This is a genomic window from Streptomyces sp. NPDC085900, from assembly GCF_044540925.1.
Taxonomy (GTDB): domain Bacteria; phylum Actinomycetota; class Actinomycetes; order Streptomycetales; family Streptomycetaceae; genus Streptomyces; species Streptomyces gilvifuscus.
Genome location: NZ_JBITSP010000009.1, coordinates 1 through 24,473, shown reverse-complemented (window position 1 = coordinate 24,473; position 24,473 = coordinate 1). Strand labels below are relative to the sequence as shown.

The window sequence follows — 24,473 nt, the reverse complement described above, 5'->3', positions numbered from 1 at the left end:
ACTCAGCCTCCCTCGGCCCGCAGCGCCCATCCCTCGCCCCCCATGCGGCTCAACCTTCGTCGACCCGCTCCAGCAGCACCACCGGCTGCCGTGCGAAAAGTTCCTCCACGCGTGCGTGCCCCGTGAACTCCCGCTCCGGAGCCAGTACGTCCGACCAGCGTCCGGGCGGCAGCGGCAGCAGGGTGTCCTGCCAGCCCCCCGCCTCCGCCAGCCGCAGGGACAGGCGCGTCACGGCCGTGACGACCTCGCCGGACCGTGCGAACGCCAGGCAGTGCTCCGCCGCCGGTCCCTCCGCCGGCAGCGGGGTGTACGTGGCCGCGTCCCCGAAGGCGGCGGGCCGCCGTGCGCGCAGCCGCAGGGCGGCCTCCGTCAGCGCCCCCTTGTCGCCGGGGTCCTCCGGCGGGTACCGCACCGGCCGCCGGTTGTCCGGGTCGACCAGGGCCAGGTACTCGCTCTCGGTGCCCTGGTAGACGTCGGGCACGCCGGGCATCGTCAGATGCACCAGGGCAGTGCCGAGCACGTTGGCCCGGATGTGTGGCTCCAGCGCGCCGCGCAGGGCGGCGACGTGCTCGGCCGGCGCCCCGCACGGGCCCGCCGCCACGAACGCCGCGACGGCCTCCTCGTAGGCGGGCTCCTGTTCCGTCCAGCTGGTGAACAGGCCCGCCTCGCGCACGTGCTTCAGCAGGGCCTGCTGTACGCGCTCCGCGTCCGCCGGGCCGAGCCCGAACACCGTCTGCCAGGCCGCCCACGCCAGCTGCGCGTCCGGCACGCTCTCCTCGGCGTGGGTCACGTCGGCCAGCAGGTCCGCCCAGCGCCCGGGGCACTCCGTGAGCACGGCCAGCGCCGCCCGTACGTCGGCGCTGCGCTTGGTGTCGTGCGTCGAGACGACCGTGCCGGTCGTCGGCCAGTCGCGCTGCACGCGCGCGCAGTAGGCGTGGAAGTCGTCCGGGGACACCGACGGGCTCCCCGGGTCGCCGCCCACCTCGTTCGCCGACAGCAGCGGGACGTAGCGGTAGAACGCCGTGTCCTCGACGGACTTGGCGCGCAGTGCGGATGACGTCTGGGCGAACCGAGTGAAGAACTCCACCTGCTCGGGACCGGCGCCGGCCCGGCCGAGCACCAGGTCGCGCACCACGTCGACCGCGCCGGCCTCCTCCGGGACGGCGAAGGCCCCCCGCGCCTCGGCCGCAGCGTCTTCGGTGACGACCAGGGCCGGGTCGCCGGAGGTGTAGGGCCGGTAGACCTCCAGCCGGACCAGGAGCTCCTGGAGAGCCGTGCGCAGCGCCCAGGGGGCACGGTCGCGCAGGGCGGGGTCCGGGGCGCTGGCGCACACCTTGACCGCCGCCCGGGTCAGCCGGTCGACCTCGGTGGCCAGCTCGTGCGCGAGCACCTTGTACGCCGCCCGCCGCACCGTCGCCGCCCAGTCGCCGCCCCGGTCCGTCTGCGGGGCGGCGAAGCGCCGGTACTGGCCCAGCAGCTCCCCGCACCCGGCCGGGTCGGTGAAGAGTCCGTCGATGTGGCGCAGGGCGTCGTAGCCGGTGGTGCCGGCGACGGGCCAGGAGGCCGGGAGGGGCTCGCCGTCCGCGAGGATCTTCTCCACGACCGTCCAGCGCCCGCCGGTCGCCTCGTGCAGCCGCGCCAGGTAGGCGTCCGGGTCGGCGAGGCCGTCCGGGTGGTCCACGCGCAGCCCGTCGACCACGCCCTCGCGCAGCAGCTGCAGGATCTTCGCGTGCGTGGCCTCGAAAACCTCGGGGTCCTCGACGCGCACCCCGATCAGCTCCGAGATGCTGAAGAAGCGCCGGTAGTTCAGCTCGGTCCGGGCCAGCCGCCACCACACGGGCCGGTACCACTGGGCGTCCAGGAGCTGCGGCAGGGGCAGCTCCTCGGTGCCCTCGCGCAGCGGGAACGCATGGTCGTAGTAGCGCAGTACGTCACCGTCGACCCGCAGCTCGTCGACGACCGAGCCGAGCGGGCCGCCCAGCACCGGCAGCAGCACCTGGCCGTCCTGCGCCTCCCAGTCGATGTCGAACCAGCGCGCGTACGGCGACTTCGGGCCCTCGCGCAGCACCTCCCAGAGGGCGTGGTTGTGGCGCGGGGACATGGCCATGTGGTTCGGCACGATGTCGACGACCAGGCCGAGGCCGTGCTCGCGCGCGGTGCGGGCCAGCGCGCGCAGCCCCTCCTCGCCGCCGAGCTCCTCGCGCACGCGCGCGTGGTCGACGACGTCGTAGCCGTGCGCCGAGCCGGGCACGGCCTCCAGGACGGGGGACAGGTGCAGGTGCGAGACGCCGAGGGAGGCGAGGTACGGTACGGCCGCCGCCGCGGCGGTGAACGGGAAGTCGGGCTGCAGCTGGAGCCGGTAGGTGGCCGTGGGCACCGCGGGGTCGGGTCGCACAGATGTCATGCAGACCTACGTACCCGCCCCGCGGCTCTTCGTGTCACCTCTTGCGCCGAGAGCCGGCGCGGGTGCCCGGCCCGGCGGCCGGGCACACCGCTCTAGACCGGCCGCTGCAGCACGGTCAGGCTGCGGTCCACCAGGGTCAGCCGGTCGCCGGCCGTCACCTTCGGGCCCTCGGCGGGCGGTACGCCGTCCGTGCGGGCGGTGTCGACGACGACCTGCCACTGCCGGCCGTGGTTGACCGGAACGACGAAGTCCAGCGGCTCGGGCGAGGCGTTGAACATCAGCAGGAACGAGTCGTCGGTGATCCGCTCGCCCCGGGCGCCGGGCTCGGAGATCGCGTTGCCGTTGAGGAACACCGTCAGCGCCGACGCCGGCGCCGAGTCCCAGTCCTGCTGGGTCATCTCCCGGCCGTCGGGGGTGAACCAGGCGATGTCGGACAGGTCGTCGTGGGTGCCCTCCACGGGCCGCCCGTGGAAGAAGCGGCGGCGCCGGAAGACGGGATGGTCCTTGCGCAGCCACACCATCGCGCGCGTGAAGGCGAGCAGTCCGCCGTCGTCGTCCCCGTCCTCCTCGGTGGCGGGCCATTTCACCCAGGACAGTTCGTTGTCCTGGCAGTAGGCGTTGTTGTTGCCGTTCTGGGTGCGGGCGAACTCGTCGCCGTGGCTCATCATCGGCACGCCCTGGGACAGCATCAGGGTGGCGACGAAGTTGCGCATCTGCCGCGCCCGGAGCTTCAGCACCTCGGGGTCGTCGGTCTCGCCCTCCACGCCGCAGTTCCACGACCGGTTGTGGCTCTCGCCGTCGCGGTTGTCCTCACCGTTGGCCCGGTTGTGCTTGTCGTTGTAGGACACCAGGTCGTGCAGGGTGAAGCCGTCGTGGCAGGTCACGAAGTTGATCGAGGCCAGCGGGCGGCGGCCGTCGTCCTGGTAGAGGTCGGAGGAGCCGGTCAGCCGGGACGCGAACTCCGCGAGCGCTCGCTGCTCGCCGCGCCACATGTCGCGCACGGTGTCGCGGTACTTGCCGTTCCACTCGGTCCACAGCGGCGGGAAGTTGCCCACCTGGTAGCCGCCCTCGCCGACGTCCCAGGGCTCGGCGATCAGCTTCACCTGGGAGACCACCGGGTCCTGCTGCACCAGGTCGAAGAACGACGACAGCCGGTCGACCTCGTGGAACTGCCGGGCCAGCGTCGCCGCGAGGTCGAAGCGGAAGCCGTCGACGTGCATGTCGGTCACCCAGTACCGCAGCGAGTCCATGATCAGCTGCAGGACGTGCGGGGACCGCATGAGCAGCGAGTTCCCGGTGCCCGTGGTGTCCATGTAGTAGCGGGGGTCGTCGGTCAGCCGGTAGTACTGCGGGTTGTCGATGCCCTTGAAGGACAGCGTCGGGCCCAGGTGGTTGCCCTCGGCGGTGTGGTTGTAGACGACGTCGAGGATGACCTCGATGCCGGCCTCGTGCAGCGCCCGGACGGCCGACTTGAACTCCAGGACCTGCTGGCCGCGGTCGCCCCAGGAGGCGTACGCGTTGTGCGGGGCGAAGAAGCCGATCGTGTTGTAGCCCCAGTAGTTGTTCAGGCCCATGTCGACCAGCCGGTGGTCGTTGACGAACTGGTGGACCGGCATCAGCTCCAGCGTCGTCACGCCCAGCTCCACCAGGTGCTCGATGATCGCCGGGTGCGCGAGGGCCGCGTAGGTGCCGCGCAGTTCCTCGGGGAGTCCCGGGTGCCGCATGGTGAGGCCCTTGACGTGGGCCTCGTAGATCACCGTCTCGTGGTAGCCGCGGCGGGGGCGGCGGTCGTCACCCCAGTCGAAGTACGGGTTGACCACGACCGACGTCATCGTGTGCGGCGCCGAGTCCAGGTCGTTGCGCCGGTCGGGTGCGTCGAAGTGGTAGCCGTAGACCTCCTCGCCCCAGCTGATCGAACCGCTGATCGCGCGCGCGTACGGGTCGAGCAGCAGCTTCGCCGAGTTGCAGCGCAGCCCGCGCTCGGGGGCGTACGGGCCGTGCACCCGGAAGCCGTAGCGCTGGCCCGGCATGATGCCGGGCACATACGCGTGCCGTACAAACGCGTCGCTCTCGCGCAGTTCCACCGCCGTTTCCGAGCCGTCGTCGTGCAGCAGACACAGCTCTACTCGGTCCGCGGCCTCCGTGAAGACCGCGAAGTTCGTGCCGGCGCCGTCGTACGTGGCACCGAGTGGATACGCCTCGCCAGGCCAGACCTGCATGGATACGACTCTTTCAGGTGGAGCGCGCCCCAGGTGGCGCCTTGGCCTCGAGTCTCCCCGAAAGTGATGGAACCACCTATGACTTACGCCCCTCTTACCGATCGACCTGGCATACGCGGTATGCCGAACCAGTGGGGCAGACACGTACTCCCGTGACCAAGGGGGAGTAGGGGGAAGATGTGCGCAAGATAGTGCACCGCCATCTGGGCAAGGTGGTGGCCGGTGCGGCCATAGCGGTGGCCGGGACCGCTGTGATGGTCGGGATCACGCTGCCGGGAACGGCAGGGGCTGACGAGACGGGAGGGAAAACGGGCACCCGGGCGGGGCAGCAGGCGGGCCAGGGGCAGGACGGGACCGTCCCGGCGGGCGTCGTCGAGCAGGCGCCGGCCCAGGGGGACAAGGGCAAGGGCGGTGATCCGCTGACCGACGACGAGATGAAGCGGGCCGAGCAGATCGCCGTGAACCGGCAGCTGCTGAACTCCGCCGAGAACGTCGACGGCAAGCGCGGCCCGCAGCGCCTGACGGTCGACCTCGCCGACCCGGAGAACGACGAGACCGACGACCCGGCCGCGCCGCGGCGGGCCGACGTGACGTTCTACGACTACAGCAACGACACGCTCGTCACCAAGACCGTCAACCTCGACACCGGCAAGGTCGAGGACACCGGCGTGCAGCACGGCGTGCAGCCGCCGCTGAGCCGCGCCGAGAACGCCGAGGCGGCCACGCTGCTGATCGCCGACCCGCTCGGCAAGGGTCTGCGGGCCGACTACAAGGACGCCACCGGCAAGGACCTCACCTCCGCCGACCAGCTGCTGCTCAACGGCGCCGTCTACCGTGCCACGCCGGGCGCCCAGCCCGCCGTGCTCGACAAGTGCGGCGAGCACCGGTGCGTGCGGCTGTTCCCCAAGGTCGTCAACGGCCCGTGGATCGACGCGAGGTCCTTCGTGATCGACCTGAGCGCCCACAAGGTCGCCCAGCTCAAGCGCGGCTGAGCCCGCACGCCATCCACTTTTCCAACTTGCTCCTCCTGTGCAAGGGAGTCACCTCGTCATGCCCGTCAAGAGAATGAGCCGCGCCCGCACCCGGGCGGCCGTGGGCCTGTCGGTGGCCGCGCTGGCCGCCGGCGCGACCACCGGAGCCGGCCCGGCCACCGCCCAGCCGAGGACCGCCGGCGCGGCGGCCGCCGACTGCAGCGCCGCCTACAAGATCGAGCAGAAGCTCTCCAGCGGCACCACCTGGCGGATGTGCTGGCGCTACGACAGCAAGGCCGGTCTGGTCCTCGACAACGTCTCCTACCAGCCCAAGGGCGAGAGCGCGCCGATCAAGGTCCTCAACAGCGCCCGGCTCGCCCAGATCGACGTCCCCTACGACGACGGCAGCGTCGAGTACGACGACCTCACCGGCTTCGGCTTCGCCCAGGGCCTGATGAACCTCGCGCCCGGCGAGTGCCCCGGCGGCACCATCAAGACGGTCAAGGTCCCCGACGCGTGGGACCCGCAGCACCCGAACGTCAACGGCCTGTGCACCACGACGCGCTCGCGCGGGCACGCGTACCGGATGCAGGGCGACACCGCGAACAAGGTCTACCAGGCCCAGGGCAAGGACCTCCTCGTCTACACAGTCAACCAGGTCGGCTGGTACGAGTACATGACCGAGTGGCGCTTCCAGGACGACGGCACCATCAACATGAACGTCGGCGCCACCGGCAGCCTGTCCTACGACGACTACGACGCCGGTGACGGCCGCGGCTGGCCGCTGGGCAAGGGCGCCAAGGCCTACGCCACCAGCCACAGCCACAACGTCTTCTGGCGGCTCGACTTCGGCCTCGACGGCTCCTCCAAGACGAAGGTCGAGCAGTACGACTCGACCGTCAGCGCGCCCGCGCACGGCCAGGAGGCGCCGAGCGCCAAGACCACCCGCACCAAGGTCACCAAGGAACTCGGCGGCGACTACAAGGCCTACCGCTGGTGGCGGATGGTCAGCGCCACCGGCAAGAACAAGGACGGCCACGCGCGCTCGTACGAGATCGTCCCCGGCCCCACCACCAAGTACGCCGGCCGCAGCTTCACCAAGCACGACGTGTACTTCACCGAGTACAACAAGTGCGAGCAGTTCGCCACCAACAACACCGGCAACTGCGCCGCCGGAGCGGGCAAGTCGGTGGAGAAGTGGGTGAACGGCCAGACGCTCACGCACCCGATCGTCTGGATGAACGTCGGCTTCCACCACATAGCGCGTGACGAGGACCAGCAGCCCATGCCCGTCCACTGGCAGGGATTCTCCATCGCCCCCAGGGACGTGACGGCTATGAATCCGCTCACTCCGGACGAGCTCTCCTGGCAGAACGGCCACTGGCGACCGCGCAGTTGAGAAACGACCCTGTCCATCCGGCTGCATCGCCGACCGGTCCCGGAGTACCCTTCCTTGATCGTTGGCAAGGGGAGTGCTCGGGGGAGCGGAAGGCGGTGCGCGGGTGGGCTCGGGAGGGCTGGAGTTGCCCCCTGGTGACGAGGGTCACGAGGGGAACTCCGCAGACGTCCCGCCCGGCACGGTGTCCCTGGCCAGGCCGATGGAGACGACTTCCATCGGACCGGAGCTGGACTGGGACGCCGACGCCTGGCGCGAGGTGCGTACGCGCGCCCAGCGGGCCGGCCGGGCCTACATCTGGCTGAACCTCGTCGAACAGCGGCTGCGCGCGGTCGTGGCCGCTGTTCTGCGTCCCATCTACGAACCCGTCCACGGGGACGAGTGGGTGATCGCCGCGGCCGGGCCGGCCGGTCAGGAGTGGGTGCAGCGAGCGGTCGCGGTCCGCGAAGTCAGCCGCCGCAAGGGCTATTTGCTCGACCCGGCCGACGACAACGTCCTCAGCTTCCTGACCCTGCCCCAGCTGCGTGAGCTCATGGTGCAGCACTGGCCGTGCTTCGAGCCCTACGTCGACGACCGCCGCGACGTCGAACTCGCCCTGGACGAGCTGGAGGTGACCCGCAACGTCGTCTCCCGCAACCGGGCCCTGTCCGAAGCCGTCCTGAACCAGGCCGAGCGGGCCTCGGCCAGGCTGCTGGACGCCCTCGGCGCGGGCGGTGACGTGCCGTCGGCCCGCCGCCTGCCGGTCGACGCGGTGGAGGACCTGGTGGGCGACCGGTACGCCGACGTGGTCGCCGTGCACCCCGACCGGGTGCGGCTGCTGCGGCAGTTCCCCGCCGAGGACATCTTCGGCGGCGCCCGCCGTCTCGACGCCGTCGGCATCGGCCTCGACCTGCTCGTGCAGAACTTCTCCGGCCGCCGTCTGGTCCGCCTCGCCGAGGCCGGCTGCCGGGTGCGGCTGCTGTTCCTCAACCCCGCCTCCAGCGCGGTCAAACGGCGCGAGCGGGAACTCGGCATGAAACGCGGCGAACTCAGCCGCGCGGTCGAGATGAACATCCTGCACATGCGACGGGTGCGTTCCCGGCTGCGCGACCCGGGCGCCTTCCAGATCCAGGTCTACGACGAGACGCCGCGCTTCTCCGCCTACCTCGTCGACGGCGACGGCGCGGACGGCGTCGCCGTCGTGCAGTCGTACCTGCGCCGGTCCCGGGGGATGGAGGCGCCGGTGCTCGTCCTGCGCAACGGCAGCCGTGTGGTCAAGTCGGACGAGAAGAACGAAGGGGTCGACAGTGGTCTCTTCCCGACATACCGCGAAGAGTTCGAAACGGCCTGGGTGGATTCGCGTCCCGTGTCCTGAACTGTCCGAAGCGGTAAGCGGAATGCGGTCCTCTGATTGTCAGTGGCGCATGGGAAGGTGGAGACCACTGGGGGAAAGCACCACCGAGAAGGGGGGCCGCCGATGGCCTGGCACCAGGAGCTGCTGATCGGCTTCGACCTGGAGACGACCGGTACGGATCCGCGCGAGGCGCGCATCGTCACGGGGGCCGTGATCGAGGTCAGGGGCGGACAGCCCATGGGGCGCCGGGAATGGCTGGCCGATCCGGGCGTGGAGATCCCCGCCGACGCGGTGGCCGTGCACGGGATCAGCAACGAGCGCGCGAGCGCCGAGGGCCGCCCGGCCGACCAGGTGGCCGACGCCATCGCGGACGTGCTCACCTCGTACTGGAAAGCGGGAGTACCGGTCGTCGCCTACAACGCGGCCTTCGACCTGAGCCTGCTCTCCGCCGAGTTGCGCCGCCACGGACTGCCCTCCCTGAGCGACCGCCTCGGCGGCCTCGACCCCGCGCCGGTCATCGACCCGTACACCATCGACCGCTGGGTGGACCGGTACCGCCGCGGCAAGCGCAACCTCGAAGCGGTCTGCACGGAGTACGGCGTCCCCCTGGAGGCCGCCCACGACGCCTCGGCCGACGCCCTCGCCGCGGCCGGCCTGGCCTGCGCGATAGCCGACCGCCACCCCAAGATCGCGGCCCTCGGCCCGGCGGAACTGCACCGCCGCCAGATCGAGTGGTACGCGCAATGGGCGGCGGACTTCCAGAACTTCCTGCGCCGCAAGGGCGATGCGACGGCGGTGGTGGACGGGACCTGGCCGCTGCGCGAGCTGACGGACGAGCCGGTCTGAGCCACGGCCGACAGGCCGCCACCGCTCACTCTCCTGCGGGGCTCGCGATGCGTTCGACCCGGGGCCGGGCCAGTCGCCCGTAGTCCGCGCCCGAGATGACCAGGGAGCGGTCGAGCCGGGCCGCGTTGAAGTACAGCCGGGGTCGTGCGACGACGTCGGGATCGGCGACCGGTTCGAGTGCGGGATCGAAGCTGAACGGCAGGATGGCGCCGGGAACGGCGCGGGCCAGCCGCCCGGCGGTCTCCGCGTCGCTGAAACCGGCGTACCGCGCTCCGAACAGCGCCCGCACGGCGTCCAGGTCGACCCGTCTGTCCCCCGGGACGACCGCCAGGACGTGCCGGGTGGTCCGCCGGTCCACCTTGACCCGCAGCACGACGCACTTCGCCGCCTCGGACGGGGAGTGGCCGCGCAGCGTGCTGACGGCCTCGGTGGCGCCCTCGGGCGGGTGGTCGATGAGGCCGTAGTCGACGCAGGCGGTGTCGAGCAGGGAGATCAGGCGCTCGTAGGTGTCGTACTCGGGCATGCGAGGTCCTTTTCGGGCGGACGGGTGGTGACGAGGCGGTCCCGGCTTTCCATGCGCCGTCGGCGGTCCGCGCGTTCCACGGACTGCCCCCAGTAGGTGCCGGCGACGAGCAGGGCCGCGCCGAGGACGGTGAGCATGCCGTAGCGCTCGCCGCCGAGGGCGATGCCGGCCGCGACGGCCCAGACCGGTTCCGTGCCCAGCAGCAGGCTGGCGCGGCTGGCGGAGGTGCGCTGCACGGCCCAGGTCTGCGCGAGGAACGCGAACACGCTGCAGAACAGGGCGAGATACACCAGCTGCGTCCAGGTGGCCAGGCCGGCCCGGGACAGCACGGGCAGATCGTTCGCGGCGCCGGGCAGGAACAGGCAGGTGCCGACGAGAGCCTGCACGGTCGTCAGTTGCAGCGGACGGACGGCCCGGCCGCCGGTGAGCCGTCCGACGAGAGCGACATGGCCCGCCCGTATCACCGCGGCGGCCAGCATCAGGAGGTCGCCGAGGCGTGGGGTGTGGAATCCGCTGCCGGACATCAGCAGCCCGACGGCCAGGACGCACACGCCGGCGGCGGCGAAATAGGAGGGAGGCAGCGCGCCGCGCGAGCGGTCGAGGAGCGGGGTGAGCACGATGGTGAGGCTGATGATCAGCCCCGCGTTGGCGGCACTGGTGTGGGCGACGCCGTACGTCTCCACGACCAGGACCGCGGCCTGCGTCACACCCAGCGGCAGCCCGGCCCGAAGCTCGTCCCGGGTCCATCGGCGCGGCCCGCGGCGGGCGGCGACCAGCCCCAGGCAGGTCAGAGCGGACAGTGCGTACCGCGCGAACAGCACCGACAGGACGGAAAGCGCGAAGGTGGCGGTCTGGGCGGAGAGATAGCTCGACCCCCAGACGACGGCGACAAGGAGGAGCACGGCATCGGTGCGGCGGACATCGGTCACCCGCCCACGGTGCACCGGGACGGTCCCTGAAGCCCAGTACCACTTACTGAAACGATCTTTTAGAAGCCCTACATCGACTTCCTACACTCGCACCATGGACGAACGTCAGTTGCGGATCCTGCGGGAGCTGGGCGAGCTGGGCAGTGTCACGGCGGTCGCCGAGGCGCTGCTGGTCACCCCGTCGGCGATCTCCCAGCAGCTACGGCTGCTGCAGCGGTCGATCCCGGTGCCGCTCACCGAGCGCCAGGGGAGACGGCTGGTGCTCACCGACGCCGGTCAGGCACTGGCGAGGGCGGCGATCGAGGTGGAGACGGCCCTTGCCCGGGCCCGGCACAGCGTCGGGGAGTTCCTGGACCAGGGGGAGGGCGAGGTCTCGGTGGCGGCGTTCCACAGCGCGGGCACGGCGTTCTTCCCGCTCCTGCTGCGCGCGCTCGGCGGGCCGGGCGCCCCGGTCGTGAGGCTCGCCGACGAGGACGTGGCCCAGGAGGACTTCCCCCGCCTCACCCGCGAGTACGACCTGGTGCTCGCCCACCGCCTGGACCACGCCCCGCCCTGGCCGGACACGGTGACGGCGACCACGCTGCTGCGCGAACCCCTCGACGTGGCGATGCCCGCCGACCACCCGCTGGCCGCCAGACGCCGGGTCACCCCGCGCGATGTCGCCGACCAGCCGTGGATCACCGTCCACGACGGCTTCCCGGTCCTGGCGACGATCGAGGCGATCGCGGCCGCGGCCGGCCGGCGCCTTCGACTCGCCCACCGCATCAACGAGTTCACGGTGGTCGCCGAGGCGGTGGCAGCCGGCGGAGGCCTCGCCCTGATGCCCCGCTGGACGATGCGACCGCATCCGGAACTGGTCCTGAGGCCACTGAGCGGCGTACAGGCCAGACGCCACATCGACGCCCTCCACCGCCCCGAACGCACGGCCCGGGCAGCGGTGCGAACCGTCCTCACGGAGCTTCGCCGGGCGGCACACACGATCCGGAACGGGGAGACCGCCTAGACCGGCACCGCCTTCGTCGGAACCGTTCCACCGCACGCTCTCGTCCCCGGCACCGCCTTCGTCAGAACGGATACCACCGCACGCTCTCGTCCCCGTCCCGCAGCGACGCCACCCGGCGCCGGAACTCGGCCAGCGCCTTGGGGTTGCTCGGCGCGTGCTGGGCCACCCACGCGCAACTGGCCGTCTCCCGGGCGCCGCGCAGGACCGAGCACCCCTCCCACTCCCGTACGTCCCAGCCGTACGCCTCGGTGAACGAGTCGTAGGCCTCGGCCGCCAGCCCGTACCGGTCCCGGGAGAGAGCCATCACCACCAGATCGTGCTCACGGAAGTCCGAGGAGAAGGTCTCCAGATCCACCAGCACCGGCCCGTCCGGACCGACGTGCACATTGCGGGGCAACGCGTCCCCGTGGATCGGCCCCGGAGCCAGCCGCGGCGTCAACGCGCCCGCGGCCGCCGCGAACCCGTCCCGCCGCTCGCGCAGATACGCCGCGTCGGCCGGGTCGATCGCGTCCCCCGCCAGCCGCAGCCACCGCTCCACCCCGCCCAGCAGTTCACGCGGCGGCAGTGCGAACGCGGGCGCTGGCAGGGCGTGGACGACCCGCAACAGTTCGGCCAAATCCCGGGGTTCGGCGGGCCGCACCGCGTCCGGCATCCGCTGCCACACGGTCACCGGATGCCCCTCGACCAGCAGCGGCTTCGGCCGCGCCGCCCGCACCGCCGGCACGCCGGCCTCGGCCAGCCACAGCGCGATGTCCAGTTCGCGCCGCGCCCGGTCGAGCAGCTCCGCGTCCCGGCCCACCTTGACGACCAGGTCACCGGCGGCGAACACGGCGTTCTCGCCCAGGGCGAGGAGCCGCGCGTCCCGTGCCGGGCCGGGCAGCACGTCCGCCGCGGCCAGTACGTCCCGCGCCCGTGCCTCGTCCATCGTCCGCCTCCCATGTCCGCGTATGCCCCGGTGAACGGCGTCGAGATCGCGCCATCCATCGGCCAGTCTCGCATTCGCACAGGTCGGGGGGTGTGCGCGCTGCCTTGACGGCGCATGTCTCCTTCACGACCATGACACGGGCCCGCCGGGTGCGAACGTCACGAGCCGCGCGAAGGAGCCGATGACGTGACCTTGGTGACCGCGACGAAGCGGTCGGCGCAGCGCACCCCGCGCGCCGCCGGCGGCCCGGACCGGCCGCTCCGCGACCGCGGGGCCTGGTTCCTCGTCCTGCCCGCGCTGATCCCGATCCTCGTCCTGAGCGTCGGACCGCTGCTCTACGGCATCCTGCTGGCCTTCACCGACTCCCAGTCGGGCCGCACCCAGCCCACCCGGTGGATCGGCGGCCTCAACTTCCAGGACCTGCTGCACGACACACTGTTCTGGGAGTCGTTCCGCATCGGACTGGTGTGGGCGGTCGGCGTGACCGTGCCGCAGTTCCTGCTGGCACTCGGCCTAGCCCTGCTGCTCGGCAAGGACCTGCGGCTGAGGTGGCTGGCGCGTGCCCTGGCGATCATCCCGTGGGCCATGCCCGAGGTGGTCGTCGGCATCATGTGGCGGCTGGTCTACAACCCGGACGCGGGCGTCCTCACCGAGACCCTGCACGACCTCGGCCTCGGCGGCGGCCACGACTGGCTCAGCGGCCTGGGCACCGCCCTGCCCGCGGTGATCGTCGTGGGCGTCTGGGCCGGCATGCCGCAGACCACGGTCGCGCTCCTCGCCGGCCTGCAGAACACCCCGCGCGAGCTGCACGAGGCCGCCGCCGTCGACGGAGCGGGCGCCTGGCGCCGCTTCCGCACAGTCACCTGGCCCGCCCTCAGACCGGTCGCCCTCGCCATCACGGCCCTCAACCTCATCTGGAACTTCAACTCCTTCGCCCTGGTCTACGTCCTGACCGGCGGCGGCCCCGGGGGCCGCACCCGGCTGCCCATGCTGTTCGCCTACGAAGAGGCCTTCCGCTACGGCCAGTTCGGCTACGCGGCGTCGATGGGCTGCGTGATGGTCGCCGTGATCTCGGTGCTCCTCGCCCTGTTCCTGGTGGGCCGGCTCAGAGGAGGCGACGACGCGTGAGGACCTCGACGACCGTCCGCGCCGGCCAGTACGCGGCCCTGCTCGCCTATCTCGCCTTTCTGGCCTTCCCGTTCCTCTGGCTGGTCTCGACCGCCTTCAAGTCGCCCCGCGAGCTGGGCAGTCCGCACCCGACCTGGATCCCGCGTCACCCCACCCTCGACAACTTCCGGCAGGCCTTCGACGCGCAGCCCCTGCCGCACGCCGCCTACAACTCCCTGCTGGCCGCAGCCGGTGCCGCGGTCGTCGCCGTGGTGATCGCGACCCCGCTGGCCTACGTCATGGCCCGCCGCCGTACCGCATTGACCCGGGCCGCCACCGGGTGGGTGGTGGTCAGCCAGGCGTTCCCGCTGGTCCTGGTGATCATCCCGCTGTTCCTGGTGCTGAAGAACCTGCGGCTGATCGACTCCCTGGCCGGGCTGACGCTGGTGTACGTGGTGTGGGCGCTGCCGTTCGCGCTGTGGATGCTCGCCGGGTACGTACGGGCGGTGCCGGCCGAGGTCGAGGAGGCGGCGGCCGTCGACGGCGCCGGGCGGGCCCGTACGCTCGTCTCGGTCGTCGCGCCGCTGCTCGCGCCGGGCATCGTGGCGACGGGGCTGTTCGCCTTCGTCACCGCGTGGAACGAGTTCTTCTTCGCGCTCGTGCTGCTGAAGACATCGGAGAAACAGACCCTGCCGGTCGTCCTCACCCACTTCATCGGCGCCGAGGGCGTCGCGGACCTCGGCCCGCTCGCGGCGGCCGCCTTCCTCGCGACGCTGCCCTCGCTGGTCGTGTTCGCGGTCGTGCAGCGACGTATCACCGGCGGCATGCTCACCGGGGCGGTGAAGAACTGATGCGCGCCAGACTCGTGACCGGCATCCTCACCCTGGTCCTGCTGCTGGCCGGCTGCACGGGCGGCGGTGACGCGGCGAACGGCGGCCGGATCACCCTCCGCTTCCAGTCCCTGGCCTGGCAGCAGGAGTCCGTCGCGGCCAACAAGGAGCTCGTGAAGGAGTGGAACGCCGCGCATCCGGACGTCAAGGTCGAGTACGTACAGGGAAGTTGGGACAGCGTCCACGACCAGCTCCTCACCTCCTTCGAGGGCGGTGAGGCCCCCGACATCATCCACGACGCCTCCGACGACCTCGCCGACTTCGCCTACGGCGGCTACCTCGCCGACCTGCGTGGGCTGCTGTCGCGACGCCTGAAGTCCGACATCCCGCAGCGCAGTTGGCGGACCACGACCTTCGGCGACGGCGTGTACGGCGTGCCGTTCCTCCAGGAACCGCGGGTGCTCGTCGCCAACGCCACCTGGCTGAAGAAGTCGGGAGTGCGCATCCCGACGCCCGAACACCCCTGGAGCTGGCGGGAGTTCGAGCAGGTGACGAAGGAGCTGAGCGGCGACGGCAGGTACGGCGTCGCCTGGCCGCTCAAGGAGCCCGTCTCCGCGACCCTCAACCTGTCCCTGTCGGCCGGCGGCGAGCTGTTCCACCGGGGCGCGGACGGCAAGGTGACCGTCCGATTCGGGGCGTCCGACCAGGTGGTGCCCCGCACCATCCACGACCAGGCGAACACCGACCGCAGTGCCTCGCCCACGACCCTGGGCAGCGGCGGCTCGGAGACCCTGCCCGGGTTCTTCGGCGGCAAGTACGCGATGGTCCCGCTCGGCTTCTCCTACCGCCAGCAGATCGCCCAGCAGGCCCCCAAGGGCTTCGCCTGGCAGGTGCTGCCCGCCCCGGCCGGAGCGGACGGGCTCGCCCAGGGCGTCAGCCCGCAGACGCTGTCCATCGCCGCCGACAGCCCGCACAAGAAGGAGGCGGCCGCGTTCGTCGACTTCCTGCTGCGGCCGAGGAACATGGTGCGGCTGGCGCTCGGCGACTGGATGCTGCCCACCGGCACCCGGGCCCTGAAGGACCCTGCGCTGCACACCGCCGAGGACGGCTGGGCGACCGGCACCGCCCTCGCCGCCCACCTCCGCTCGGCGCCCGCGCAGTCCGTCCGCGGCTACTCCGAGTGGAAGGACAAGGTGGCGACCCCCGCCTTCCAGGAGTACTACAGCGGGGCGATCGGTCTCGACGAACTGCGCCACCGCCTGGAGACGGACGGCAATCTGGTCCTCGCCCGCTACCAGCGGTGATCCGGGCGGCGGACCTGGATCCGAAGGCCCTGGTGGGCGAGGTGGCACCGGAGAAGTGGCTGCGGCTGCACGTGATACCGACCGCACCGCCACGGTGAACGTAAAAGGTTGGACGAGACGTATCGTCTCGTCTACGGTCGGTCGCATGACCACCCCCGCCCACATCGCCATGTTCTCCATCGCCGCCCACGGCCATGTGAACCCCAGCCTCGAGGTGATCCGCGAGCTCGTCGCACGCGGCCACCGGGTCACCTACGCGATCCCGCAGGCCTTCGTCGACAAGGTCGCCGAGACCGGCGCCGAGCCGAAGCCGTGGAATTCCACGCTCCCCGGACCCGGCGCCGACCCCATCGCCTGGGGAAGCGAACTGCTGGACCACGTGGAGCTGTTCCTCGCCGACGCGATGCAGGCGCTGCCGCAGCTCGCGGCGGCGTACGAGGGTGACGTACCGGACCTCGTGCTGCACGACATCACGGCCTACCCCGCCCGTGTCCTCGCCCACCGCTGGGGCGTGCCCGCCGTGTCGCTGTCGCCGAACCTCGTGGCCTGGGAGGGGTACGAGGAGGAGGTGGCCGAGCCGATGTGGGCGGAGCCGAAGAGCACCGCGCGCGGAAAGGCCTACTATGCCCGTTTCCGAGCCTGGCTGGAGGAGAACGGGATCGCGCTGCACCCCGATGACTTCGCCGGCCGGCCCGACAGGTCGCTGGTGCTGATCCCCAGGGCGCTGCAGCCGAACGCCGACCGGGTCGACGAGCGCGTGTACACCTTCGTCGGCGCCTGCCAGGGCGACCGGGCGGCACAGGGCGACTGGGCGCGGCCGGCGGACGCCGAGAAGGTGGTGCTGGTGTCGCTCGGCTCCACCTTCACCGACCGGCCCGACTTCTACCGGGAGTGCGTGCAGGCCTTCGGCGAACTCCCGGGCTGGCACTGCGTGTTGCAGATCGGCGAGCGCGTGGACCCGGCCGGGCTCGGGGACGTCCCCGGGAACGCCGAAGTGCGCTCCTGGGTACCGCAGTTGGCGGTCCTGAAGCAGGCCGACCTGTTCGTCACGCACGCGGGCGCGGGCGGCAGCCAGGAGGGACTTGCCACCGCCACGCCGATGATCGCCGTACCGCAGGCCGTCGACCAGTTCGGCAACGCCGACATGCTGCGGGCGCTCGGTGTCGCCCGCCGCCTCGACACCGGCGAGGCCACCGCCGACGGCCTGCGCACGGCCGCCCTCGCCCTGGTCGACGACCCCGAAGTGGCCCGGCGGCTCAAGGAGATCCAGGCCGGAATGGCCCGGGAGGGCGGCACCAGGAGGGCGGCCGATCTCATCGAGGCCGAACTCGGCCGCGCCCGAGCGCGGGCATGAGAGAGGGCCCGCCGGCTCCCCCGGGAGACCGACGGGCCCTCAGCAACGGCGGGTTCAGACCCTCACGGGCTCACCCTCGTCCTCCGCCGCGTGCGAGATGACCTCCGGCGCCTCGTCGTGCGTGAGGTCGGGCATGCGGTGCAGCCACTTCGGCAGGTACCAGTTGCGCTCGCCCAGCAGCGCCATCACGGCCGGGAGCAGCACGCCCCGGATGACCGTCGCGTCGATGAGCACCGCGGCCGCGAGGCCCACGCCCATCTGCTTCATGGACTGCATGGACAGCGTGCCGAAGATCGCGAACACGGCGACCATGATGACCGCGGCGCTGGTGACGACACCGGCCGTGGTGACCACACCGTGGTGGATCGCCTCGTTCGTCGTACGGCCCCGCAGGCGTGCCTCCCGGATCCGGGAGACCACGAACACGTGGTAGTCCATGCTCAGCCCGAACAGGATCACGAACAGGAACAGCGGCAGCCAGGTGATGATCGCCCCGACACCCTCCGCGCCGACCAGGGAGGCGCCCCAGCCGTGCTGGAAGACGGCGACGAGGATGCCGTAGGCGGCGCCCACGGAAAGGAGGTTGAGCACGATCGAGGTGATCGCGATGGTCAGCGAGCGGAACGACAGCAGCATCAGCGCGAAGGCGAACACCACGACGAACGCGAAGACCGGGACGACGGCGCCGCCGAGCTGGTCGTTGAAGTCCTTCGAACCGGCCACCTGCCCGGTGATCGGCGCCTGGACGCCGTCCACCTTGCCCAGGGTGGCGGGCCGCACCTCGTCGCGCAGCTTCTCCAGGCTGGCACCCGCCTTGTCCAGGTCGGACCCGCCGACCAGGGGGACGTAGACGTACGCGATGTTCTGCGCGTCGTGCAGGGTGATCTGGACCGGGCCGCGCGAGGCGCCCGAACTGACCGCCCGCTCCTTGAAGTCGGCGAGCGCGCTCTTGACCTCGGGGGCGTTGATGTCCTTCGCCTTGACGACCACCTCGGCCGGCTCGGAGCCGCCCGGGAAGGCGTCGTTGACGCGGTTGTACGTCTGCACGATCGGCAGCGAGTCGCCGAACTCCTGGTCCAGCGTGAGGTTCTGGGTCTTCATGCCGAGCGCGGGAGCCGCGACGGCGAGCAGCGCGCCGGCCGCCACGACCACCGACACCAGCGGCCTGGCCAGCACCGCGCGCACGACGGCGCTCCAGAACCGGCTCTGCCCGCCCGAGCGGGCGGCCCGGCGCTGCATGGCCTTGTGCAGGAACGGCACGCGGCCCTTCTCGACCCGCTCGCCCAGCAGCGACAGCAGCGCCGGCAGGACGGTCACCGAGCCGACCATGGCGACGGCGACGACCATCAGCGAGGCCAGGCCCATGCCCTCGAAGGTGGCGAGCCCGGTGAGCAGCATGCCCGCCATCGCCACGCACACCGTGATGCCCGAGACGATGATCGCCCGGCCGCTGGTCGCGGCGGCGATCCGCAGTGCCGTCTGGCCGTCGCGTCCGGCGGCCCGCTCCTCGCGCTCACGGCGCAGGTAGAACAGGCAGTAGTCGACGCCCACGGCCAGACCGACCAGCAGCATGACGGAGTTGGCGGTGTCGGTCATCGGCTGGACGTGGCTGACGATGCCGATCAGGCCCATCGTCGCCATGATCGCGGTGATCGCCAGCGCCACCGGCAGCAGCGCGGCCACCAGGGCGCCGAAGGCGATGAGCAGAATGCCGAGGGCCACCGGCACCGCGGAGTACTCGGCCTTCTGGAAGTCGTCCCCGAACGCGTCGTCGAAGGTCTTGCGCATGCTGGCGCTGCCGATCTCCTCGATCCGCAGCGATCCGTGATCCTTCTGCACCCCGGCGACGGCCTTCAGCACCGGCTCCACCCGGTCGCCCGCGGTCTCCGCGTCGCCGCGCATGTCGAACCGCACCAGCGCGCTGCGCCCGTCCTTGGAGATCGTGTCCGTGGTGTACGGCGACTTCACGTCCGTGACCCGGCCGGTGGCGTCCACGGCCTTCACGACCGCCGCGACCGCCGAGCGGAACTCGGCGTCCGTGGCCTTCGGGCCGCCGTCCTTCGCCTGGATCAGGACGGTCTCACCGGCCGGCTCCTTGATCCCCGCGTCATCGATGATCTTGGCGGCGGTGTGCGTCTCGCCCTTGAGCTGGTCGCTGTCCTTGAGATCCACCCGGCCGGCCGCCGAGCCGAGTCCCATCGCCAGGACGACGAACAGCACCCAGATGCCGACGGCGGCCCATCGGTGCCGGGCACTCCAGCCGCCGGCCCGGGCGGCGATGCCCCGTACCCGCGATTCCTCGTTCCCCATGACGGGCCTGCCCCCTCGTGAGCGGTGACAGCCCCGTGCCGCCACCTTCCGTTTCGAAGGTATGGGCGAGGTAAGGCCTTCTCGTCGTGCTCCCCGGTGAAGTGCCGTGGCCAGAACTCATCCCCGCGGACCCGGTCCCCTCACCGTTGGGGAGGACCCAGGCCCCTTACATCTATCCGGGCTACTCGGAGGTAGTGATCAGGGTGGCGGCCTCTGCCGTGCCGTGTCCGGTCCGCCGGTCTCGCTCCTCTTTGTGATTACGAAACCTTGTTGAACAAGTCACAGCTGCGTGTAGCGGTTGCCGAGGGCCCGCCCGGTCGGCCAGAGTTTCGCGGAGTCCGCCCCCACGCGGACTTGGCCGTCGTGCCCACCCCCACGGGGCACGACGGCCGTCCTAGGGTGTGCGCCATGACGACGATGTACGCGGCGCTGCTGCGCGGTATCAACGTGGGTGGCAAGAAGAGGGTCCCGATGGCCGAGCTGCGGCAGCTCATGGAGGGCCTCGGGTACGACGCCGTACGCACCCACCTGCAGAGCGGGCAGGCCGTCTTCGCGTCCGGTCACGGCGACGAGGAGTCCCTGGCCGCCGAGCTCACGCAGGCCGTCGAGGAACACTTCGGCTTCCCCGTCGACGTGATCGTGCGCGACCACGCCTATCTGAAGGCGATCGCCGACGCCTGCCCCTTCCCGGCCGCCGACCTGGAGGCCAAGCAGCTGCACGTCACCTACTTCTCCGAACCGGTCACCGCCGACCGGTTCGCGGAGATCGACCAGGAGGCCTGTCTGCCCGAGGAGTTCCGCCTCGGGGACCGCGCCCTGTACCTCTACGCGCCGAACGGCCTGGGCCGCTCCAGGCTCGCCGAACTGCTCGCCAGGCCCCGCGTCAACAAGGGCCTGATCGCCACCACCCGGAACTGGAACACCGTGGTGAAACTGGTGGAGCTCACGGCGGGTTGACCGCGCCCGGGCCCGGACCACAGGTGGTCCCCGCCGGTGTGCGAGGCTCCTGCCATGCGCTACATCATCATCGGAGCGGGCGCCGTCGGCGGGGCGATCGGCGGACGGCTCGCGGGGGCCGGGCACGAGGTCGTCGTGGTCGCCCGCGGCGCGCACCTCGCGGCACTGCGCGAGAGCGGGCTGCGGCTGACCGTGCCGGACGGGCGGCACACCTACCGGCTGCCGGCCGTCGAAGGCCCCGGCGAGCTGGGCGAGTTGCGGGCCGACGACGTCCTCGTCCTCGCCGTCAAGACGCAGGACACGGTGGCCGCCCTGCGGGACTGGGGACCGGCGCCGGTCGACGGCGGCGGTACGGCCGCCGAGCGGCTGCCGCTGCTGTGCGCCCAGAACGGCGTGGAGGGACAGCGGCTCGCCCTGCGCGTCTTCCGGCACGTGTACGGCGTCTGCGTGTGGCTGCCCGCGACCTTCGTCGAACCGGGCCGCGTCTCCGCGGCCGGCGCCCCGCTCACCGGCATCCTGCACCTGGGCCGCTATCCCCACGGCACCGACGAGACCGCCCGGCGTATCGCCGCGGACCTGGAGAAGACGCGGTTCCTCGAGGCGCCGGTCGTCCCGGACGTGTCGCGCTGGCAGTACGCCAAGCTGCTGTCCAACCTGGCCAACGCGCTGGAGGCGGTCACCTCGACCGCCGGTGACGAGGCGGGGGAGCTGTACCGCCGGGTGCGGGCCGAGGGCGAGGCCGTGCTCGACGCCGCCGGGATCGCGTACGCGAGCGCCGAGGAGCAGCGGGAGACGCGCGGCCACAAGGTCGACCTGGTCCCGCTCGACGGCGCCCCGCGCGGCGGCGGCTCCTCCTGGCAGTCCCTCAGCCGCGGCACCGGCAGCATCGAGGCCAACTACCTCAACGGCGAGATCGCGCTGCTGGGCCGGCTGCACGGCGTCCCGACCCCGCTCAACGACCTCCTCCAGCGGCTCGCCAACACCTTCGCACGCGAGCGCCGGACGCCCGGCTCGATGCCGGTCGAGGAACTGGTCCGGCTCGCCGACGAGGCTGTCGCGTTTGTTCAAGAGTCCTGAGCGGCCCCTTCCTAGCGTGGGGTGCATGACGTACGACGACCCCAAGCACCTGCACACGTACATGACCGAGTGCGCCGCCGAGGCGGCCCGCGTGGCGCGCGGCGTCCCGGCGGCACGCCTCGGCGAACCCACCCACTGCCCCGACTGGGACGTCAGGGCCCTGGTCGATCACTGGGTCCTCTACACCTCCCACGGCCTGGAGCACCGCGCCCTGCGCAAGCAGCTCCCGGAGGAGCTCACCGCCCGCGACTTCACCGCCGACCCGGACTGGGCCGAGGCCTACGCCACCCAGCTGGACCGCGCCGTCGCCGCCTGGGCCGACCCGGCGGTGTGGGAGGGCGAGGTCGACCTGGGCATGGCCAAGGTGCCCGCCCTCGACATCGCCTCCATGGTGATCAAGGAGATGGCGGTGCACGGCTGGGACGTCGCCACCGCCACCGGCCAGCCGTTCCGGATCTCCGACGACGCGGCCCGCTTCGTCCTCCACGTGGTGGAGAAGCACGGCGACCTCTACCGGCAGTACGACGGCTTCGCCGACCCCGTGCCGGTGCCGGACGACGCTCCCGTCCTCGACCGCGCCCTCGCCGCCAGCGGACGGGACCCGAAATTGGGCCAATAGAAAAATTGGGCCAATGAAAACGTGAACGATTGGGACGAGACCCTGTACCGCCTCACGGCTAGCGTCGACGGTATGACCGACACCGCACCCCTCCGCGTCGACTTCTGGTTCGACCCCGCCTGTCCCTTCGCCTGGATCACCTCCCGCTGGCTGCTGGAGGTCGAGCGCGAGCGCCCGCTCGACCTCCGCTTCCACCCGATGAGCCTGTACCTGCACAACATCGGCAACGAACTCCCCGACTGGTACCGGGAGTTGGTGGACCGGTCGATCGGCCCGGTGCGGGTGGCCGCGGCCGCGGCGGAGCGGCACGGGGAGAAGGTGCTGCGCGATCTGTACACCGCGTTCGGTACGCGCATCCACGAGCGCAAGGCCGATTCCACCGACCTCTTCGCCGCCGTGATCGCCGAGTCCCTGGCGGAACTGGGCCTGCCGGCCGAGCTGGCCGCCGCCGCCCACGACCCGTCGCACGACGAGGCCGTCCGCCGCAGCCACGAGGCCGGCGCCGAGCCCGACTCGGGCGGCTACGTCGGCACGCCCACCCTCCACGTCGACGGCACCGTGTGGTTCGGCCCCGTGCTGCGGGCCGTGCCCCGAGGGGCCCGGGCGGCCGCGCTCTTCGACAGCTTCCGCGTCCTGGCCACCGACCCCGACTTCTTCGAACTCAAGCGCACCCGCACGGGATCGCTCCGCTTCGACTGACGGCCCGGGCCGGGCGCGGGGTCAGGCGCCGAGAGCCGCCAGCGCGGGTGTGCGCGCCGCGTCGTAACGCTCCAGCAGCACGCGGGCCACCTCTGGCGCCGGGCCGAGGACGTCGGCGAGCACGTCCGCCTCGGCCGCGCCCCGCGCGATGCGGTCGGGGAGGAAGCCGGGGGCCAGCACGTACGGAGCGACGGCCACCCGCGCGCAGCCGAGGGCCCGCAGTTCGCGTACCGCGTCCTCGGTGCGGGGCAGAGCGGCGGAGGCGAACGCGGGTCGCACGGCGCACCAACCGGTGTGCCGCCACTCCCGCGCGATTTCTGCGATCACCGCGATCGCCTCCGGGTCGGTGGACCCCGCCGAGGCCAGCACGACCCCGGTCGAGGACTTGTCGGCGGGCGACAACCCCGCCTCGTACAACCGCCGTTCGAGGGCCGAGAGCAGCAGTGGCGAGGGGCCCAGCACCTCCGCCTGGCGGATGCGCAGCCGCGACGGCGCCTCCCGCAGGACCGCCGGGATGTCGGCCTTCGCGTGGAACGCGCGCGTCAACAGCAGCGGCAGGGCCACGACTTCACGGACGCCGTCCGCCGCCAGCGACTCCAGGACCCCCTGCACGGACGGGATGTTGAAGTCCAGGAAACCGGTCTCCACCCGGACTTCCGGGCGCAGCGCGCGCACCTGGCGGACCAGGGCGTGCACCGTCGCGGCATGCCGCGGGTCACGGCTGCCGTGCGCGATCACCACCAGGACGGGGCGGCCGGACTTCGTACGCATGGAACCTCAACTCCTCACGAGCAGGCCGCGGCTGCGCAGGACCCAGCGTTCGAGGGGGCTGAAGACGAGCAGGTCGATGGCGATGCCGACGAAGAGGATGAGCAGGATGGCTTCGAAGACCATGGCCATGTCGGAGGCGGTGCGGGCGTTTTCGAGGAGTTGGCCGAGGCCGACGCCGAGGTCGGGGAAGCTGGCGATGATCTCGGCGGCCATGAGGGAGCGCCAGGAGAAGGCCCAGCCCTGTTTCATGCCGGCGACGTAGCCGGGCAGGGCGGCGGGCAGGGTGATGTGCCAGGTGCCCTTCAGCCCGGTGGCGCCCATGGTGCGGCCGGCGCGCAGGAAGAGCGGGGGGACCTGGTCGACGCCGGAGACGAGGCCGTTGGCGATGGAGGGGACCGCGCCGAGCAGGATGACGGCGTACATCATGGAGTTGTTCAGGCCCAGCCAGATCACGGCGGGGGGTACCCAGGCGACCGAGGGCAGGGACTGCAGGCCGGACAGGATGGGTCCGATCGCGGCGCGGATGAACTTGACGCGGGCCACCAGCAGGCCCAGCGGGGTGCCGATGAGCAGCGCGAGGCAGAAGCCGAGCAGGCCCCGCGAGACGCTCGTCCAGATGTAACCCAGCAGCGTGCCCTCCAGCCACGACTGGCGCAGCACGTGCCAGACGTCGGCCGGCGAGGGCAGCTTGGAGGGGTTGTCGACGATCTCGAAGGAGATCAGTCCCTGCCACACCACCAGCACCACGCCGATCGCGATGACCGGCGGCAGGACCTTGTTGACCAGGGTCTGCCGCAGGGACGCCCGGCCGGTGGCCGTGGTCTCCAGGGCGTCGAGGCCGGCTTCGACGCTGCCGGCGTCCTGGGCCGGTGTGGTGTCAGTGCTGGCCATGGCGG

The 24,473-nt window shown here is 71.7% G+C and carries 20 protein-coding genes and 2 pseudogenes; 14 read left to right on the top strand and 8 right to left on the bottom strand.

Going from position 1 to position 24,473, the window contains the following annotated elements; translation table 11 throughout:
• Positions 1-49 precede the first annotated feature (49 nt).
• Positions 50-2,404 (bottom strand): malto-oligosyltrehalose synthase, encoded by a 2,355-nt coding sequence (treY, locus tag ACIGDI_RS28525; protein ID WP_399902335.1) that lies wholly within the window; start codon positions 2,402-2,404, stop codon positions 50-52.
• Positions 2,405-2,496: 92 nt separating this feature from the next.
• Positions 2,497-4,623: a glycogen debranching protein GlgX gene (gene glgX, locus ACIGDI_RS28520; RefSeq protein WP_399902332.1), complete on the bottom strand. Its 2,127-nt coding sequence runs from the start codon at positions 4,621-4,623 to the stop codon at positions 2,497-2,499.
• A 179-nt stretch (positions 4,624-4,802) separates the two neighbouring features.
• Here glgX and ACIGDI_RS28515 point away from each other — a divergent pair, with 179 nt between their 5' ends.
• From ACIGDI_RS28515 to ACIGDI_RS28500, 4 genes are all read left to right on the top strand, one after another.
• The gene (locus ACIGDI_RS28515; RefSeq protein ID WP_399902329.1) at positions 4,803-5,615 is read left to right on the top strand and encodes a Tat pathway signal sequence domain protein; all 813 of its coding nucleotides are present in this window, start codon (positions 4,803-4,805) and stop codon (positions 5,613-5,615) included.
• Positions 5,616-5,673: 58 nt separating this feature from the next.
• Positions 5,674-6,993 (top strand): copper amine oxidase, encoded by a 1,320-nt coding sequence (locus ACIGDI_RS28510; RefSeq protein WP_399902326.1) that lies wholly within the window; start codon positions 5,674-5,676, stop codon positions 6,991-6,993.
• Positions 6,994-7,096: 103 nt separating this feature from the next.
• Complete coding sequence (locus ACIGDI_RS28505) at positions 7,097-8,344, top strand: SAV2148 family HEPN domain-containing protein (RefSeq protein WP_399902323.1); 1,248 nt, start codon at positions 7,097-7,099, stop codon at positions 8,342-8,344.
• 102 nt (positions 8,345-8,446) lie between these two features.
• Positions 8,447-9,169, top strand: a complete 723-nt coding sequence (locus ACIGDI_RS28500) for a 3'-5' exonuclease (protein ID WP_399902320.1) — start codon at positions 8,447-8,449, stop codon at positions 9,167-9,169.
• 25 nt (positions 9,170-9,194) lie between these two features.
• Here the strand turns inward: ACIGDI_RS28500 and ACIGDI_RS28495 are convergent, their stop codons facing one another.
• Entirely contained in the window at positions 9,195-9,692 is a 498-nt protein-coding gene (locus ACIGDI_RS28495) for a YbaK/EbsC family protein (RefSeq protein ID WP_399902317.1), read from the bottom strand.
• Complete coding sequence (locus ACIGDI_RS28490) at positions 9,662-10,621, bottom strand: DMT family transporter (RefSeq protein WP_399902313.1); 960 nt, start codon at positions 10,619-10,621, stop codon at positions 9,662-9,664. Before ACIGDI_RS28490 ends, ACIGDI_RS28495 begins: the two co-directional genes overlap by 31 nt.
• Positions 10,622-10,715: 94 nt before the next feature.
• Here ACIGDI_RS28490 and ACIGDI_RS28485 point away from each other — a divergent pair, with 94 nt between their 5' ends.
• Positions 10,716-11,624, top strand: coding sequence for a LysR family transcriptional regulator (locus ACIGDI_RS28485; protein WP_399902310.1), 909 nt, complete (start codon positions 10,716-10,718; stop codon positions 11,622-11,624).
• A gap of 61 nt (positions 11,625-11,685) precedes the next feature.
• Here the strand turns inward: ACIGDI_RS28485 and ACIGDI_RS28480 are convergent, their stop codons facing one another.
• Positions 11,686-12,549 (bottom strand): phosphotransferase enzyme family protein, encoded by an 864-nt coding sequence (locus ACIGDI_RS28480; RefSeq protein ID WP_399902307.1) that lies wholly within the window; start codon positions 12,547-12,549, stop codon positions 11,686-11,688.
• 186 nt (positions 12,550-12,735) lie between these two features.
• On the opposite strand from ACIGDI_RS28480, the gene ACIGDI_RS28475 reads away from it, so the two are divergent.
• From ACIGDI_RS28475 to mgt, 5 genes and pseudogenes are all read left to right on the top strand, one after another.
• On the top strand, positions 12,736-13,677 hold the full coding sequence (locus ACIGDI_RS28475; RefSeq protein WP_399902304.1) for a carbohydrate ABC transporter permease: 942 nt from the start codon (positions 12,736-12,738) through the stop codon (positions 13,675-13,677).
• Positions 13,674-14,507 carry a carbohydrate ABC transporter permease gene (locus ACIGDI_RS28470; protein ID WP_399902300.1) on the top strand — a complete coding sequence of 278 codons (834 nt, stop codon included), beginning with the start codon at positions 13,674-13,676 and terminating at the stop codon, positions 14,505-14,507. The genes ACIGDI_RS28475 and ACIGDI_RS28470 overlap by 4 nt, the downstream gene beginning before the upstream one ends.
• Positions 14,507-15,790 carry an ABC transporter substrate-binding protein gene (locus ACIGDI_RS28465; protein WP_399902297.1) on the top strand — a complete coding sequence of 428 codons (1,284 nt, stop codon included), beginning with the start codon at positions 14,507-14,509 and terminating at the stop codon, positions 15,788-15,790. The genes ACIGDI_RS28470 and ACIGDI_RS28465 overlap by 1 nt, the downstream gene beginning before the upstream one ends.
• Positions 15,784-15,888, top strand: a pseudogene (locus ACIGDI_RS28460) (23S rRNA (adenine(2058)-N(6))-methyltransferase Erm(O)); the annotation flags it as partial. The gene ACIGDI_RS28465 and the pseudogene ACIGDI_RS28460, both read left to right, overlap by 7 nt.
• Before the next feature lie 10 nt (positions 15,889-15,898).
• Positions 15,899-17,144: pseudogene (gene mgt / locus ACIGDI_RS28455) on the top strand (macrolide-inactivating glycosyltransferase).
• 54 nt (positions 17,145-17,198) lie between these two features.
• On the opposite strand, the gene ACIGDI_RS28450 reads toward mgt, so the two are convergent.
• On the bottom strand, positions 17,199-19,454 hold the full coding sequence (locus ACIGDI_RS28450) for an MMPL family transporter (protein WP_399902294.1): 2,256 nt from the start codon (positions 19,452-19,454) through the stop codon (positions 17,199-17,201).
• Between the two features lie 408 nt (positions 19,455-19,862).
• Between ACIGDI_RS28450 and ACIGDI_RS28445 the strand changes: the two genes are divergently transcribed.
• The 4 genes from ACIGDI_RS28445 to ACIGDI_RS28430 all read left to right on the top strand — a co-directional run bounded on the left by ACIGDI_RS28445 (position 19,863) and on the right by ACIGDI_RS28430 (position 22,806).
• On the top strand, positions 19,863-20,411 hold the full coding sequence (locus ACIGDI_RS28445) for a DUF1697 domain-containing protein (protein ID WP_399902291.1): 549 nt from the start codon (positions 19,863-19,865) through the stop codon (positions 20,409-20,411).
• 54 nt (positions 20,412-20,465) lie between these two features.
• On the top strand, positions 20,466-21,488 hold the full coding sequence (locus ACIGDI_RS28440) for a ketopantoate reductase family protein (RefSeq protein WP_399902288.1): 1,023 nt from the start codon (positions 20,466-20,468) through the stop codon (positions 21,486-21,488).
• A 25-nt stretch (positions 21,489-21,513) separates the two neighbouring features.
• Positions 21,514-22,107 carry a TIGR03086 family metal-binding protein gene (locus ACIGDI_RS28435; protein ID WP_399902287.1) on the top strand — a complete coding sequence of 198 codons (594 nt, stop codon included), beginning with the start codon at positions 21,514-21,516 and terminating at the stop codon, positions 22,105-22,107.
• Between the two features lie 72 nt (positions 22,108-22,179).
• A complete protein-coding gene (locus ACIGDI_RS28430) occupies positions 22,180-22,806 on the top strand; it encodes a DsbA family protein (protein WP_399902284.1) in 627 nt (208 codons plus the stop codon).
• 21 nt (positions 22,807-22,827) lie between these two features.
• Here the strand turns inward: ACIGDI_RS28430 and ACIGDI_RS28425 are convergent, their stop codons facing one another.
• Both ACIGDI_RS28425 and ACIGDI_RS28420 read right to left on the bottom strand, forming a co-directional pair.
• Entirely contained in the window at positions 22,828-23,577 is a 750-nt protein-coding gene (locus ACIGDI_RS28425) for a sirohydrochlorin chelatase (RefSeq protein ID WP_399902281.1), read from the bottom strand.
• A 6-nt stretch (positions 23,578-23,583) separates the two neighbouring features.
• Entirely contained in the window at positions 23,584-24,468 is an 885-nt protein-coding gene (locus ACIGDI_RS28420; protein WP_399903077.1) for an ABC transporter permease, read from the bottom strand.
• Positions 24,469-24,473: the final 5 nt, after the last annotated feature.